Raw genomic sequence first — 16,600 nt, forward strand, 5'->3', positions numbered from 1 at the left:
GTTTAGAATAGCATTATGCTGGTATAAATTTCTCTCGGTTGTCGTGCGCTTCGCACTCCAGAGGCTTCGTAAAATTTATCCCAGCAGTACTGTATTCTTTTTAAATTGAATCGACTATACTTTTTTTGACATTAATAATGTCACTAAACTTGTTGCCACATCTTATTGGCTTCAATGAGTGATAGCTCGGGATACTGCTTGCGTAAGGCTTTAATCGCAGCAACTTTCTCTTTTTGTGCAGCTTGCTGGCGTAAAAATGCCAATTGCTCTTTAGGATTACTTAACTCTTTTAGACGTGCTTCAAGGCGCAAGATTCTGGTACGCAGCATAATATTGATTAACAATAACGCCGCACCCATCACCCAAATAATTAATACAGACATTCCCTGCTCCTAAATTTATAAGCTGTCTTATTTGATATTATTAAACGAAATAACCGTCAAAACGTACTGCTTCATTATTCCAGCTTTCACTTGGCTGTTGATCAGCAAGTAACGGCGCAAATTGTGGACGCTTAACGATGACGCGACCTTGTTTTTGACCGTTTTGACTGACAACGGCTTGTGCAGATTGTAGTAATTGCTGCTCTTCATCTAACGTTGGCGGATGCGCTAATTGATGCAACGCTTGCATATGCTTACCGACTTTCGCGCCCTTCCCCGTCTTGCTATCTTGATAACTGTCTTCTGGAAACATAGGGTCAAGATATATCACATCAATGGCTTGCTCGTTATCAGCCCCTAGATAGTTATTAAACCTTGCAAAATAAGTGAGCGCATCGGTATTAATAATCTGCAAACGTGACATCAGCTTTTGCCAATTTGGCAGCGTACTCATACGCAGCTGCTCTACAAGTAACAATAACGCTATCAATGGCTGCTGCTCAAGCATGGTAACTTGAGCCCCAGTACTCGCCAGTATCAGACTATCATGACCAAAACCAGCAGTTGCATCAATGACCTCACTATCTGCGGTCAATTTCGCTGCTTGTAATAAAAGCTCAGACTTACGCCCTGCACTAACTACGCGCCGCTGCAGTTTATCCCATTCAGGGGCAACGCTTAACCCCTCACTCAACCATGAAAGTTTATCTTTTTCATCTAACAGCAATATAGGTTGGGTAGCTATCTGGCTTAACTGCTGGCGACGTTTTTGATTTAATTTCTCTGTCACCAGTTCAGTATTCAAGATGATGGGTAGCTTATGCTCAGCTATGAGTGCCTGCAAGCTTTCGACTTGACTTGCCTGCGTTTCATTAACATAAAGTAGTTGGCAGCTTATATCAGCAGTCAGCACTTGCTTCAAATTGGTCATGACTGCCATTCCTTTTTAATACTTATAACATCATGAATCTCTATTAAAAACCATTCCATCATGAAGTTTAGCCTGCCATCTGATAACCAAAACCCCAAGCGGCTATTAAAACCAACACACCAGTGATAATACGCAACCATGCAAAAATTTTAAAGTCACGGCGACTGACCCAAGCGACCAATAAGCGAATACAAAGCAAGGCAACGATAAACGATACGACAGTACCAATGCCTAGCACTAACCAATCTTCACTACTGGTTAAAACGTCACGATGCTTAATAAAATCTAGTAGAGCCGCACCAATAATAACCGGAATACCCAAGAAGAATGAAAATTCAGCAGAGGCTTTACGTGAGACGCCAAGCCACAACGCACCAATAATCGTCGCACCTGAGCGCGATGTACCGGGTATCAATGCCAAACATTGCAGCAAACCTATCATCAAAGCTGTTTTTAGGCTAACGTCTTCTGCTTCTTCTGCAATAATGGCTTTCGGGCGATTTTCAACATAAAAGATCAGCAAACCACCGATAATCAGCATAATCGCCACGACGATAGGATTGAATAAATAGGCTTTAATCTCATCAGCAAAAGTAAAACCAACAATCATCACCGGAATAGTGGCGACAATTAAGCTAAGTCCCAGCTGACGAGGATTACTCATCCCTTCTGCTTTACCCGTCAGCAAACCCATCAGTGCCTGCCAGAGTCTGCCCCAATAGTCATATATGACCGCTAAAATAGCGCCAAACTGCACCACCACCACAAACAAATCGACTTTTTCTTTGGTCCAAAAACCCATCAAATCAGCGGATAAAATGAGATATCCTGTGCTAGAGATGGGCAAAAACTCAGTGATACCTTCAACGATACCCATGATGACAGCTTGAATTAATAAAATAATATCCACGATGGCTTTCCTAAACACAGACCAACTGTCTGTTTGAGATGGTTTTTAAAGTATTTTTATATTTTAACTGCCGCTAATAGTAGTTGGTAATAACTTATGATAGCTATGCCTTACCTTGCTCTTTGAGCGTTTTCCACGCTTGATTGCGTAAGTATTTGGGTAAAGCTTGCGCTGCTTCTGTTCCGCCATTGACCATAAACTGAGCCATACCCAGTTGTCCTATCACGGTCGCATCAGGATGGATATCAGCATAAATAATCTGACCGTCATGCAAAGTTAATAAACCGGCACCATTGCCAACGATAGGAATCTCTAGCGCTGTCTGGCTATCATAATCAAGTAGCTGCTCAGTATCTTCGGCATTGTCGTGATTAACGGGCTGCATGATATTATCTATTACCTCATAATGCCCAAAATATACCTGCTGCATACGCGCATCAAGGGCACTATATACTGAGCTTAAACTCTGTTGCTGATACGCCGCTTGCGCAATCGCCTGTAAGCTAGAAACACCCACACAAGGAATATCATGCGCGACAGATAGCGCCTGTACCACTGCCGTATTGATTCGTATACCACTAAAGGCACCAGGACCACGATTAAAGATAAGCGCTTGTATGTCAGCCAGTTTTAGCTGCGCCTCAGATAATGCCGCGTCAATCATCGGTAAGATTTGCTGGGTCTGCCGGCGCTTACCTGTCTCGGTATGACTCGATAACGCTTGACCGCTGGCATCTAAAATGGCGATCGAACACTGATCGAACACGGTATCCATTGCTAAAAACATCATAACCTCGGCTTATTCTCTTGACATCGTAAAACAGCGCCTATCATAGCATTTAGGACAGATTAATTGACTTACTTTCTATATTTTTCATGCATTCTTTGTGAGAATTCACTCAAATATCCAAAATATGAAAAAACCTCAAAGCTCATTTAGCTTTGAGGTTTTTATTATCAATATTTCCCAGTAGCACTAAATCATTTAAAAACGTGTTTTAAACTTCTTCGGCGCTTGGTTTTGTAGCTCTTGCATCTGTTTTTGCATCTCTTCAGTGCTTGGCATGTTATTTGGGTCAAGTCCCATTTGCTTTGCTATTTGCTGTGGGTTCACATCTTTAACACCACCTTGCTGACCGCCACCGCCGAATAATGGACCGCCGCCGCCTGCTCCACCGCCACCGCCCATCAATCCTTGCATCGATTTCATCATTTTACTGATGCCTTCAGGCTTAGAGATCATTTTCATCATTTTTGCCATTTGCTTGTGTTGCTTGAGCAAACGATTGACGTCTTGAATCTCACGACCTGAGCCTGCAGCAATACGGCGCTTACGACTTGGATTGATTTTATCAGGATTTTTGCGCTCAAATGGTGTCATCGAATTGATCAGTGCTTCCATCTCACGCACTTTTTCTTCAGGCTTGGCATCTTCGACGGCTTTTTGCATATCAGAGCCGCCCATACCTGGCATCTTATCTAAGAAGCCTGCCATGCCGCCCATGCTTTTCATTTGCTGAAACTGGGTCAATAGATCTTCAAGGTCGAACTCGCCGCCCTTTTGCATCTTTTTCGCCATTTTTTCGGCTTTATCACGGTCAATCTTTTGCTCAACTTCTTCAACCAGACTTAAGACGTCACCCATACCAAGAATACGCTGGGCAATACGTTCAGGATGGAACAGCTCTAGCGCATCTAGTTTCTCGCCGCGACCCAAGAATTTAATCGGCTTACCTGTGATGGCGCGTACAGAAAGCGCCGCACCGCCACGAGCATCGCCGTCAGTCTTGGTCAAAATAACGCCCGTTAATGGCAGCGCATCGTTAAAGGCTTTGGCAGTATTTGCCGCATCCTGACCAGTCATCGCATCAACAACAAACAGTGTCTCAGAAGGATTGACCGCAGCGGTTAACGCCTTGATTTCATCCATCATGGTTTCATCAATAGCCAAACGACCCGCTGTATCAATAATCAAGATATCTTGATATTGAATTTTAGCTTCTTCGATAGCACGCAAGGCGATATCAATCGGGTTTTCGTCGCTACTTGAGTTGACGAACTTGGCATTTACTTGCCCTGCTACTTGCTCAAGCTGGGCAATCGCTGCGGGACGGTAAACGTCAGCAGATACCAGCATGACTTTTTTCTTATGGCGCTCTTGTAAGAACTTGGCCAATTTACCGGCAGTCGTCGTTTTACCAGCACCCTGCAGACCTGCTAGCAGATAAATAACCGGCGGCTTACCTGTCATCTCAAGCTGCTGATTGGCACTGCCCATCATTTCAGTCAGCTCGTCATGGACGATTTTGACAAATGCCTGTCCTGGTGCTAACTCTTTAAGCACTTCAGCGCCAAGCGCTCGCTCTTTGACACGCTTCACAAAATCACGAGTGACTGGCAATGCCACATCGGCTTCTAGCAGCGCCATACGTACTTCACGTAAAGTGTCTTTGATATTGTCTTCGGTCAATTGCCCCGTGCCTGCGATATTGCGCAGACTAGACGACAATCGTTCTGTTAAGGTATCAAACATAAATAACTCTCAGTTAAAATAATTCTGGATTAAGCTTAACTCTTCATAAATGAAAGAGTTGATAAATACTATTAGGGTATGCGATCGCAGGTATTCAAGCTCAATTACTAAGCATTTATCAGGAATACATAAGACGGTGCTCAATTGAGTGCCATTTTATGATAAATTGGGTAATTATTCTAATAATACCACTTTAGCATGAAATTAAGCGCGTATTTTGCGCGCATTATGAGATGAGGTTTTATATCTTGCAACTTGCATTTTTACTTGCTGCGATGGCTTATTTCTTAGTCAGCATCTATATTGGTTGGGCGCTGATTCAAGATAAACCTGTCCATAAAGGCCCAAGCTTAGGCTTATTATTTGTGGGCATGTTGGCACACGCAGGGCTACTTTATCCACACATAGTCACACTCTATGGGCTAAATTTCAATCTGTTTAATATCATCAGCTTGATCAGCTTATTCTTTTTGTTTTTTTACGTCATGTTTTCTCTGTATCGACCTATTGTCAGTCTGGGTATCCTCGCGGCACCGACCGCTCTTGTAGGTATGCTAATCGGTTATATTGGACGCGCGCCTTATCGTCCGATTACGGATATTAGCATTGGTCTTGAGTCTCATATCTTGCTGTCGCTTGCCGCATATTGTGTGCTGCTGATGGCAGCGGTACAAGCGCTATTTTTGCGACTACAAATACGTGAGCTTAAGCATCAATCGATTCACCGCTTTTGGGTCAACAAGCTGCCCTCTCTTCAAAGCATGGAGAGCCTATTATTCGATATGCTATTGGTCGGCTTTGTCCTGCTGAGCGTTGCACTGGGAATTGGCTTTATTTACGTAGATGACTTGATGGCGCAGCATCTTGTGCACAAAACAGCCTTTAGCCTGATGTCTTGGCTACTGTTTGGCGCGTTACTTATCGGTAATTGGCGTGCTGGATGGCGCGGAAAACGTGCCGCTAATATGACTATTTATGCTTTTATTTTATTAGCGATTGGCTTTGTCGGTAGCAAGTTTGTATTAGAGATGCTGTTATAGAACCAGTTCCACAATAGTAATATAGTAAAAAGCTGCGAGTATTAAATAATAATACTCGCAGCTTTTTTATTAAATATCTTTTAATACTCTGTTCTCAATTTCAAACCACTCTAATGAAAACCTAATTAAATACTACCGTCTTATTCCCTGCGACAATCACGCGATTTTGTACATGCCAATTGACTGCGCGAGCCAATACATTACGCTCGATATCACGACCAATAGCACGTAGCTCTGTGACACCTTGACGATGTGTCACACGGTGCACGTCTTGCTCAATGATAGGTCCTTGATCGAGCTCAGCAGTCACATAATGGGCGGTTGCGCCAATCAATTTCACCCCTTTATCATAAGCTTGACGATAAGGGTCAGCACCAACGAACGCAGGCAAGAACGAATGATGAATATTGATAATCTGCATCGGCCAGCGCTTAACAAAGTCTGACGACAATATCTGCATATAGCGCGCTAGCACCAATAAATCATTACCCGCCATCAATGTATGGATCTTCTCTTCTGCTTCTACTTTATTATCTTTGGTCACTGGAACGTGATAAAAAGCGATACCAAAATTTTCTACTGATTGGCGTAAAGCAATATGATTACTCACCACGCAGGTAATCTCGCAATCGAGCAAGCCGCGCTGATGACGCCATAGTAAGTCTAATAAGGCATGATCAAATTTAGATACCAAGATACCAACTTTGGTCTTAATCGCATTGTCATGTAAGCGCCATTCCATATTGTGGCGTTTGGCAACGGTATGCGCAAAACTGGCCTCAAAGTTATCGATAATCTCACTCAATCCCGCTAAGGCAAACTCTAAACGCATAAAGTATTGACCGCCTTCGTGGGCAGTTGAGTACTGATCTAACGTAATGATATTGCCGCCATAGCGATGAATAAACTCAGATACGGCTTGTACGATACCGGCTTGGTCACGGCATTTAATCAATAGGGTCGCTGTAGCAGTAATAGTAGGAATCTCTCTAGGTGTCATTTGAAGTGACGTTTTTGGTGAAGCAATCGTTGCGGTGTCTGACATAGTACGCTCAATTAAAAATAAAACTTGCTGCTCACTTTGAATATAGCTAACAGCATAGGAAACCGACTATTCTAATCGTTTTTGCAAGAATTTGCTGATTGAGTTGGTTATATTTAATTATTGAGATTATAAATACCAAAACCCCCAACGCAGGGTTGAGGGAGGGTTGTAAAATGCTAATTAAAAAATTACTGCGCTTTTATTCAACTTTTAGGGTTTTAGAAAAACCGAATCCATTGTTACTTACATCAACAGTTGAACCTAATTCAAATGCTTTACCAAAATCTATAATATAAGAATTAAAGCCTGCAGTTGGTGCGTTGGCTGAAGTCTCACCATTAATAGAAACACTGTAATTTGGAGAATAAGGTGATAAAGCAACTCTAGTACGCGATGTATTCTCATTAATAGTTACACTCATACTATTGGTACAAGTCGCTCCACCATCGCCAAATGGGCTAGTATTATTAATCCAAGGCGTTATTAGAGTTGACCCATTTACTGATAAATCATCTACTGAAGTTGGTAACTGATAATTGATACTTTGGGTGTTCTCGCTACCGTTTAAGACAGTAGAAGCGTCAAAGCGCACTTTTATCCAGTTCGAATAGCGCAATGGGTAGCGAATCTCAAAATCAGCGCGACCTTCATTGTTAGTAACGAAGGTATAACTGTCATCCGATACTGTTCCACCAATAATAGCGACTGGGTTAATCGCTTCCAGTGTACCATTAGCATTTTTATCTTCATTCAAGATAATGTCAGTATCTTTATCTAGAGTATAATTATAGTTTGCATCTTCTGTAGGATACCATCCAGACTTTAGAGGTACTGGAGTCTTGTCAGAGAAAGATCTTGGTTCAGGCGTTGTCACACTAATGAGCTTACCATTCTCATCAAACTCCTTAATATCAGCCGCTTGATAAGTTACGGTACTATCTAATAAACAATATTTTCCTTGTGCGTATTCAGTAGCATAAGACTTAACCGAAACTTCCTGATTCGGTACAGCACGTCCTGAGCCATCCATGACAGATATTGAGCCACGTATCGTATAATAGATATCATCAGATAATAATTTATTACTGAATGCCAAAGTAGTATATACCGCTTCTTCTGAGACGGTGATATTAGCAGTCTTGATACCAATACCTGCATTGTCTTCTAATAAACGTGCATTAATAATCACGCCACCAATAGGAGAGCTAGCATTAGCCTGATAAATAACTCGTGCCTCACCTCTACTGTTTGTTACTGCTGTGGCAGCAGATAAGCGACCTGCCGATGAGTCTGAGGCGCGACTAAATACTACCGTTTGCCCTTCTACCGGTACATCATTTTTATCTTTGACCGTAGCAATAACTTCAGTGCTACCACCTGGAGTAATAACAGATCTGACTGCTTGGAATAGCATTCTAGCAGGGGTGGTAGCTCGGAATCGCGTATCAACAGTAGCTCTATAACGTGGTTCACCATTTGGCAATGTATCGCCCAATATGGTCGCTTGTAAAGCAGTAATGCCAGCAAGCTGCGATGTTAAAGTAACTGGTATCGTAATAATATTGCCATTTATATTAGCGGCTTCAATGGTTTTTGTAACAATAACTTTGTTGCTAGCAGCACTACCATCTGCAAATTCACCAAGCGTCGTTTGCACTTCGACTTGCTTACCAATCAGACCTTCCGCTTGTACCGCTGTATCACGACGTATCTGGATATTTATAACCTGTGGCGTGTTTACATCATAAACGTTTTTAACGTCAATAAAACTGATGCCTGCTTGTGAGACTTTGACCAAATCAATACTGTTTAAGCTACGTTGATTATTTACCTTATTTTCACCGAAGGCACGGGCATACATACGTAGGTTGCCATTACTATCAAACGATAAGGTATCCTCACTGATATTGAAGCTCACTTTACCATCTGCACCGGTAATCGCCGTAGCAGTAGTGGCTATAATATTACCGTCTTCACCTATCAATTCCATACCAGCATTGGCAATAGCACGTCCAGCGCCATCTACCAGAGTGGTACTAATAGTAGTTAGTCCACCATCTTTCAGCTTAGTCTCTGTAGCAGCAAGGGTAATTTCAGTACCTACCGCTGACAAGCTGAGAGATTTTTCTTCACGTACTTGCATACTGACTTTACCATCTGCATCGTACTGTGGCGTGACGATTTTAGCATTAATCACTACACTATGATTTAGACGAGCATTGACCGTATTGGCCGCTAAGATAACACCCACATCGATCTGACCATTAGCATCTGTCGTTACCATACTTGGAGTCGTTAAAGCTGCGCCGCTTGCTTCTAGATTCTCAATACTAAATTGTACAGGCACCCCTACTAGTATGCCACCACTGCTATCAGTCACACGGAAGATAGCATTCGTTTGGTCACCACCAGTATTTAAGGTAGATTTATCAGAAGATGCTATGAGCTGATAACTATCGATTGTTGCGTTATCTACAGCAACGATATAGTTTTGCTCTAACTTGATATTTTCTACGGTCGTCGTGGTTGCTGTTAAACGAATACCTGCTTTTAATATCGCTTGGTTAACATTCGCACCGGCTTCAAGTTTAAGGTCAAAAGTTGCTACGCCGTCGCTATTAGTGTTAACAGTGCCATTAGAAACGCTAACCCCAGTTTTTATTGGATCGTCCACATTTAAACGAACAGCACGATTAGCAATAGCACCATCTTTATTTTCTAAACGAACGAATACCTTAAATGTATCACCTTTGGTATTGACAACTTTATTTGCACCAATACTAAGGCTTTCCTTAGTACCACTTGGATCTGGGGTCACTGTAGTCACTGAACTGGCTTGGGTTACTATATTACCATTAGCATCAGCTGCTGATAATCCAATAGAAAAGCTGTTGGCATTTTTTGCAATCTCTGCTTTCTGTGCATCAGTTAAGTTGTTAGGTACAGCGACAGTAAAAATAGCTTTACCTGAATTATCAGTAGTTTGACTATTACCTGATACTAGTGTAACGCCTTGGCTGGCAATAGCTGCTGGCAGCGCCAAGAATACTTTTTGGCCTGCAACAACTTTTGGCTCTACTGATTTGTCTGCAACAGTCACTTCAATTTGAGTTTCTCCACCATTTAGATTCAGTGGGTTTGTCTGTTTAGCAATCAAAGAGATTGCAGCAGTCATAGACTGTACTTTGATTTTAACTTGCTGCTGCCTACCTGTTAACGTCTCGGTCAAGGTAGCAGTTAAGACTTCCTTGCTAAGCGCTTCTTTTTGCGCATCGGTTAAATTGTTTGGGACGACAACATTAAAGTTAACTAAGCCATTTTTATCTGTAGTAGCAATAATATTTGACGAACCATTTTGCTCATTTACTATTAATAGGCTTGCTAGTGATTTGTTTTCAAATATTAATTTGACTGGCTGATTGGCTATTTGCTCATCAGTTGACTGGTTATTAAGCTGGGCTTGTATCGTAACATTACTACCTACGTTGTTAAGAATGTAGCCAGCTTGATTGTCAATGTTATTAGTTGCATTAAGAATATTTAAGTCAACTTTGGGAGTTGAAATATTAACTTTGCCGATTTCAGAGTAGGTAATGCCTTTTTCGACATAGGAAAGCTGATAGTTAATACCAGTAAGCTTAAGCTTCGCCCGCTCTTCCGCTGTTAGTGTATTAGGAATACTAACTATAAAGGTTGTCTCACCATTAAAATCAGTTATTGCCGATACTGCATTAATGGTAACGCCATAGTCAATCGCTACTTTACCTAACTGGATAGCAATTGCTTGTCCTGTAACAGGTAATTGCTTATCTTTGGTCGATAGCTTGACACTAATGGTGCCTTTACCCCCAAGCTCGCTAATAGTTGGTGTTTCAATAGATGCAAATTGGATGGCGCTTAACGGTTGCTCTACCTTAATAGTTTGAATAATTTTAGACTGAGTCCCATCTTGATCAGTTACGATAGCAGTATAACCAATGCCTGTCTTGATAAGTTGATCACGTTGGGCTTGGGTTAGACTTTGGCTAATACCAATATTGAATTCTGCTATACCACTACCGTTAGTAGTTTGCTGATTACCTTGAATAGTAACACCAGTACTCGAATCTTCATTTAGAACCAGTTTTACCGTTCTGCCATCTGCAGCGCTACCATTTTTACGTTTGGCTGCAATTTGCAATTTAAATTGGTTTTCTAAGATATTTACAGTAGTAGGAATGCTTTGGGCCGTTAACGTAATCTCACTTTGACCAATCTCTGAACCAATAACAATTAGACTGCTACTCGCCATACTACTAGCACCAGAAGCTTCAACTGCTTTTACAGCTAATACAAAATTACTAGCCTGTTCTAATGCTGCTTTCTGTGCTTCACTTAGTCCTGCAGGCACACGTACTACATAGCTTACAACACCTTTGTCATTAGTAGTCTGTTCAGTACTCCCATCAATAGTTAGTAAGCCTTTACTTGTCAAGGCAGTTGGTAGAGTTGATGAAACTAATTGATTGGCTACTGCTCCACCATTTTGGTTATTTACCCTAAAGCTAATAACTGCACTACCACCAGAGCTTGAGATTTGTTTCTTATCACTCCCTTCGAAACTAACAATATTCTGTGCGAGCGGTATTTCAACTGAGCTTTCAAATGTTTTGGCTGTCACAGAATGATTAGGTTCTGACAGAGTAGCAGTATAGCTAATGCCGTTTTCTGCAAGCTCCTTTCGCACAACGTCACTTAATCCTGGTGCTAGAGACAAAGTAACAACTGCTTGACCTTTACCATCTAGAGTCAACTGATTACTTGCTAAGCTTACGCCCGTAGGAGCATTATTCAGTTTAAAAACGACTTTAGCGCCTTCAATTTTGGTAGGAACAGCTGCACTAATAGCAGCAGCCGTGATCGTAAGACTTTGTTTATCACCATAAGCACTAAGTTTATTTGAATTTCCTGTAACCTTTAAATTATAGTCAGAAACAGGCAACCCTACTTTTAAGCTATTAGTGACGCTTTTGCTTGCCCCACTCTTTTCTCGAATATTAAGAGTATAAGTAATACCTTTTAACAGGTTTTCGCGTGCAGTTTCTGATAAATTCTCATCTATTTTGATATTGAAATTTACAATACCTTTACTATCAGTTACTTGATTAGAAGGACTAATAGATATGCCTTCTAAAGGTATAATCCCTAAACCTACTGTTACATCAGGAGTCAAAGTACCTTTTTCATCTTGGACTTCAACACTAAATGAGCCTGTATCACCAAAAGGATTTAAAATACCATTAGAGACAGAGCTCGTCTTGATGTTAGTCTTCACACTAAGCTTGCTCACTATTACCTGTGTGCCATCACCGCTGCCTTTTCTATTTACAGAAACTTTTAGTTCTTGTGGTGCGATAGCAGTACCATCAGCTTTCTTAGCACTTGCTACTAATGTAAAGCCACTTTCAATCAGGGCAGCCTTATCAGTAACTGCATTTGGATTTAACTTAAGCTTATAAACAGCATTACCATCATTATCGGTAGTTTGTACACTTTGACCTTCGATCGTAATACCATTGGTTTCAGAGTTTTTTACTTGTAAGCTGACTGCTTTACCAACCATTGCCCCACCAGAGCCCACTTCAGCAGCTTTGACAGTAACTGTAAAGATAGCTTCTTCATCTGATAACTCAATAATGGTAGGTGCTGTGCTAAGTTTTTGGATAAAAAAATCCGGTTCAATAACTGGAGGCTGTACCCCGCCATTACCACCGCCATTATTACCACCACCAGTATCTGGCTTAACACCTAAATCAGGTGCAGGCGCAATTATGTCTGTGCCATCACCGCCACCACAACCTGCTAATGCCAAGGCTCCAGTTAAAGTAGTGAGCTGAAATAACTTAAAAGTGAATGGTAATGAGCTGTATGACATGTTTGGAACTCCGCAACGGCAATCATTTATATAAGTAAACAGGCAAAATCATTACACGGAATCCTAATGGATTGGTAATGATACATACATTTACAATAATGCCAGTAGTATTAACAGATTGTATTAAATATATAACTGAGACTTTACTGACTTTTGTCATAACTTACAACTAAAAAGTGAATCCTTATTATTAAATAATCAACAACATAGTGCCTTCATTTCAGGGTATAATAGCCCTCCTTTAATCCAACAGTTATCACAAAAATATTTGAGTATTCATCTCTTTTATGGTATAAATGTCGGCTTTAAAATTTTCTGAATTGGTATGCTTGTTATTTGCCTTTAGATAACAGTAATATCAACTCAACATTCATATAGTTTTGTTTGGTGCAAAGCTGCCGCTTGCTGTGTCCATGCCGCAAAAACGTGCAACTTGCCCAGACTGGTATGAGAAAAACTCATACCTCATAGATTAGGAGTTCGCCATGTCTCGAGTTTGCCAAGTGACTGGAAAGCGCCCTATGGTGGGTAATAATGTTTCGCACGCAAACAACAAAACCCGTCGTCGCTTTCTACCAAACCTTCATAACCATCGTTTTTGGGTAGAGTCTGAAAATCGTTTTGTACGTCTACGTGTGTCTACCAAAGGTATGCGCATCATTGACAAATTGGGTATCGATAAAGTGCTAGTAGATCTACGCGCACAAGGTCAAAAAGTTTAAGTAAATATTGGCAGTCTAATTTATCGATGAATGTCGCTATTTAGGCTGCTGCTATGCTGAATATTTACCAGCCCATATATTTATGACTGGATACTATCTACAGCCACTTAATACTTTAGACCCATACCTATCGATTGAAGACCGCTCATTTACAGGAAAGCCATCATGAGAGATAAAATTAAATTAGTATCAACAGCTGGTACTGGGTATTACTATACCACTACCAAAAACAAGCGCACTATGCCTGGCAAAATGGAAATCAAAAAATTTGATCCAAAAGTACGCCAGCATGTGATCTTTAAAGAAGCAAAAATCAAATAATCTCCATTTTTATAAATGGTTTTATTTGAACAAAAAAAGGGTTTATCAATTGATAAACCCTTTTTTATTGTTGTTATTTAGACTGACTACTATTTATCTATTTGCTATTGATTTATACATCATTAACTATAGTGCGTCGGCTCTTTGTCATAGACATGCGCATGCCATTGACTCATCTGCTTTTGCATAATAACTTGGATTGCAGCATGAATCATATGCTGCCCAATCGCTTGGGTATCACTACCTAATATCTCTTTTAACTTATCAGAAAAATCAATGGTCATCAGCGGCGCATCATCTTGTTCAGCATCACGTAAGAGCAATTTGCCATCGTCTGCTTCTACCAGCTCAAGGGTCGTCTCTTTGGCAAACCCTGCAAACTGATCGGTACTGTCATTATCTACTTCAATCTCATTATCGATATCGTATGGCATTCATTGTATCCTTATTATCCCGATTTATACCTGTAAAAAACGCGCTGATTCCACTTACTAAAGCTACTGTCTTACAGTCATGCGGGCAAAACTATCTTATTCATACAATGGACGCTTTGGCGCTATAATTCAAGGGCTGTTCTATAAGTCTTTTGCACAACTCAGGCTCGATAGTCTTAGTTTTATAGAAATTACCAGCCTTTAACGCCAGTAACGCAGTTTTGCTAGGGTAAATAAGAAAGCAACAAACATACCGAGATAGTACATGAGCTTTAACTCTAATGTCGGATCACGATATTTGAACGGTAACGCTACTGTCGCAGTCGCGGTTGGCAGTATCAATAACATGAGCAGCCAGTTTTCAAAGACGTGTAGCCAACCTTGCAAATCAGTTCCATGACGAAGTGAAGACAGTCCTAGCAGCAGGCAGGCAATAATTAAGCTGGTAAATAAACCATTTGGTAAATCTTTTGGATAAATGATATTGGCAATACTGGTCGGTATGATTCTCATGTAGAATTCCAGTCAAGCTTATAGAGCATGACTTAACGGTGAAAAAGTGTATCAAAAAACAACTTATAAAAATATTACAAGGTTATCTTCATTAAGAAGTTTTATCTTTACTAATAAAAATTTAACTATAAGTACCCATTAACCACAGCATTGAGATACAAGAGGTCAAATACCCCAAACTAATGGCATTCCAGCTCTCTATATGCATATCTTTAACCTTGTTAAGTAGGCGTGAACCTAGCCAAAATAAAAGGGGAATGCCTAGCATAAATGCGGGTACGATCACCGCCGCGTGGCGTAATACTTCACCGGCATCTTCACCAACCATCAGGCGAAAGCCATAACCAGCTAGACTCAGAACAAGGGCGAACATGGCTAAGCCAATAGTAATACCTTTTGGCACTAAGCTACGTGATTGCGAGGCTTGCCGGGACTCGGCTCGATGTTTTGCATTTTGCATATTCATATTTTACCTTTAGCTGACGTGTCGCTTAATATAATCAGTCATACAGCGGCTATTAAATAGGTAACTTTACTATTTAATAGTATATAACTTACTATATGGGGCGTTACTCCCCATTTGCCAAGGCAAGCTCTGCACGCATGGCATCGATTGCTGCTTTATAATCTTCTTGATTAAATATCGCTGAACCGGCGACGAACATATCAGCACCTGCTTCAGCAATGGCGCGGATATTACTGGCTTTGATACCGCCATCTACTTCTAATCTAATATCACGACCGCTAGTAATGATACGCTGACGTACTTGGCGAACCTTTTCTAGCGTCCCTTCAATAAATGACTGACCACCATAGCCAGGATTGACACTCATCAGTAGGACCTGATCCACTTTATCCATGACATAGTCTAAATAATGCAATGGTGTTGCTGGATTCAATACCAAACCACACTCAGCGCCGCCATCTTTAATCAACTGCAAAGAACGATCGATATGCGAGCTTGCTTCCGGATGAAATGTGATGATGCTGGCACCTGCCTCTAAGAACTGCTCAATCATACTATCAACAGGGCTCACCATTAGATGCACGTCAATTGGTGCATCAATCCCATAATCACGCAGTGCCTTACAAATCATGCTACCAAACGTCAAATTGGGTACATAATGGTTGTCCATCACATCAAAATGGATGACATCAGCACCAGACGCCAATACACGTTCTACCTCTTCGCCTAATTTGGCAAAGTCAGCAGATAATATAGAAGGGGCGATTAGATACGGCTTAGAGGGACTGATCATAATTGAGCTACCTAATGGATATTTGACTAAGGATTTAATGTATAGATGTGTGCATAGCACGAATAATACGTATGTCTATTATAACGGATAATCAGGGTCTATAATGGGTACTGAGTATCGATATTATAGCTGCACTCAGCAGATACAGACATATGCAGACATATGCAGACATATGCAGACAATTAGCGCGGTTTATATTGGGTTTTGCAATAAGCACGACCTACCGTAAAACCTCGTATCGCTTCATGCTTGGTAGCGCGATTGCTCACACGTTGACGCCATAAGCGAAACGAGGATGGTTTTAGCACCTGACGCATCAGTGTAATGACGCCAGACTCATTGAGACCATAGCTATGCTCTATCGCCTCAAACGGTGTTCTATCCTCCCACGCCATCTCTATCACACGCGACACTTGTGACTCTTCCAGGGCGTGAGTAGTCATATCATTGATGGAAGCGGCGATAACTGCGATAGCTGGGCTTGATTTTACTGCATGATTTTGAGGATTATTTAAATTGGTACTGGTAGGGTCTCGCTGTTTATTCTTTAAAGCGGCATCCATATCCGCTTGCATGGTAGCAAGCGTAGATTTAG

Annotated in this window: 15 protein-coding genes; 3 read left to right on the forward strand and 12 right to left on the reverse strand. The window is 41.1% G+C overall.

The genetic code is table 11. From position 1 onward, the window contains the following. Nucleotides 1-143: 143 nt before the first annotated feature. From M0221_RS09975 to ffh, 5 genes are all read right to left on the reverse strand, one after another. Complete coding sequence (locus M0221_RS09975) at nucleotides 144-383, reverse strand: hypothetical protein (RefSeq protein WP_011514301.1); 240 nt, start codon at nucleotides 381-383, stop codon at nucleotides 144-146. Between the two features lie 40 nt (nucleotides 384-423). Further along, nucleotides 424-1,314, reverse strand: coding sequence for a class I SAM-dependent methyltransferase (locus M0221_RS09980; RefSeq protein ID WP_483283734.1), 891 nt, complete (start codon nucleotides 1,312-1,314; stop codon nucleotides 424-426). Nucleotides 1,315-1,381: 67 nt separating this feature from the next. Beyond that, nucleotides 1,382-2,224, reverse strand: a complete 843-nt coding sequence (locus M0221_RS09985) for an undecaprenyl-diphosphate phosphatase (protein WP_263241619.1) — start codon at nucleotides 2,222-2,224, stop codon at nucleotides 1,382-1,384. Between the two features lie 103 nt (nucleotides 2,225-2,327). Further along, nucleotides 2,328-3,011 carry a tRNA (adenosine(37)-N6)-threonylcarbamoyltransferase complex dimerization subunit type 1 TsaB gene (gene tsaB / locus M0221_RS09990; RefSeq protein ID WP_483284781.1) on the reverse strand — a complete coding sequence of 228 codons (684 nt, stop codon included), beginning with the start codon at nucleotides 3,009-3,011 and terminating at the stop codon, nucleotides 2,328-2,330. A gap of 198 nt (nucleotides 3,012-3,209) precedes the next feature. After that, nucleotides 3,210-4,757: a signal recognition particle protein gene (gene ffh / locus M0221_RS09995; protein ID WP_483283735.1), complete on the reverse strand. Its 1,548-nt coding sequence runs from the start codon at nucleotides 4,755-4,757 to the stop codon at nucleotides 3,210-3,212. A 233-nt stretch (nucleotides 4,758-4,990) separates the two neighbouring features. Here ffh and M0221_RS10000 point away from each other — a divergent pair, with 233 nt between their 5' ends. Further along, a complete protein-coding gene (locus M0221_RS10000) occupies nucleotides 4,991-5,797 on the forward strand; it encodes a cytochrome C assembly family protein (RefSeq protein ID WP_483283736.1) in 807 nt (268 codons plus the stop codon). 121 nt (nucleotides 5,798-5,918) lie between these two features. On the opposite strand, the gene purU is transcribed toward M0221_RS10000, so the two are convergent. Then, complete coding sequence (purU, locus tag M0221_RS10005; RefSeq protein ID WP_223145342.1) at nucleotides 5,919-6,797, reverse strand: formyltetrahydrofolate deformylase; 879 nt, start codon at nucleotides 6,795-6,797, stop codon at nucleotides 5,919-5,921. A 244-nt stretch (nucleotides 6,798-7,041) separates the two neighbouring features. Then, nucleotides 7,042-12,756: a hypothetical protein gene (locus M0221_RS10010; protein WP_483283737.1), complete on the reverse strand. Its 5,715-nt coding sequence runs from the start codon at nucleotides 12,754-12,756 to the stop codon at nucleotides 7,042-7,044. A 485-nt stretch (nucleotides 12,757-13,241) separates the two neighbouring features. Here M0221_RS10010 and rpmB point away from each other — a divergent pair, with 485 nt between their 5' ends. After that, the gene (rpmB, locus tag M0221_RS10015; RefSeq protein ID WP_011280972.1) at nucleotides 13,242-13,478 is read left to right on the forward strand and encodes a 50S ribosomal protein L28; all 237 of its coding nucleotides are present in this window, start codon (nucleotides 13,242-13,244) and stop codon (nucleotides 13,476-13,478) included. 165 nt (nucleotides 13,479-13,643) lie between these two features. After that, on the forward strand, nucleotides 13,644-13,799 hold the full coding sequence (gene rpmG, locus M0221_RS10020) for a 50S ribosomal protein L33 (protein ID WP_010201403.1): 156 nt from the start codon (nucleotides 13,644-13,646) through the stop codon (nucleotides 13,797-13,799). Between the two features lie 122 nt (nucleotides 13,800-13,921). Here the strand turns inward: rpmG and M0221_RS10025 are convergent, their stop codons facing one another. From M0221_RS10025 to M0221_RS10045, 5 genes are all read right to left on the reverse strand, one after another. Continuing rightward, nucleotides 13,922-14,233, reverse strand: coding sequence for a hypothetical protein (locus tag M0221_RS10025; protein WP_011514309.1), 312 nt, complete (start codon nucleotides 14,231-14,233; stop codon nucleotides 13,922-13,924). Nucleotides 14,234-14,434: 201 nt separating this feature from the next. After that, nucleotides 14,435-14,746 carry a hypothetical protein gene (locus M0221_RS10030; protein ID WP_011514310.1) on the reverse strand — a complete coding sequence of 104 codons (312 nt, stop codon included), beginning with the start codon at nucleotides 14,744-14,746 and terminating at the stop codon, nucleotides 14,435-14,437. A gap of 121 nt (nucleotides 14,747-14,867) precedes the next feature. Then, the gene (locus M0221_RS10035; protein WP_483283738.1) at nucleotides 14,868-15,212 is read right to left on the reverse strand and encodes a hypothetical protein; all 345 of its coding nucleotides are present in this window, start codon (nucleotides 15,210-15,212) and stop codon (nucleotides 14,868-14,870) included. 103 nt (nucleotides 15,213-15,315) lie between these two features. Continuing rightward, nucleotides 15,316-16,005, reverse strand: a complete 690-nt coding sequence (rpe, locus tag M0221_RS10040; RefSeq protein ID WP_011514312.1) for a ribulose-phosphate 3-epimerase — start codon at nucleotides 16,003-16,005, stop codon at nucleotides 15,316-15,318. 182 nt (nucleotides 16,006-16,187) lie between these two features. Continuing rightward, nucleotides 16,188-16,448 carry a TIGR03643 family protein gene (locus M0221_RS10045; RefSeq protein WP_327108135.1) on the reverse strand — a complete coding sequence of 87 codons (261 nt, stop codon included), beginning with the start codon at nucleotides 16,446-16,448 and terminating at the stop codon, nucleotides 16,188-16,190. Nucleotides 16,449-16,600 lie beyond the last annotated feature (152 nt).

This window comes from Psychrobacter sp. ANT206 (genome assembly GCF_056880555.1).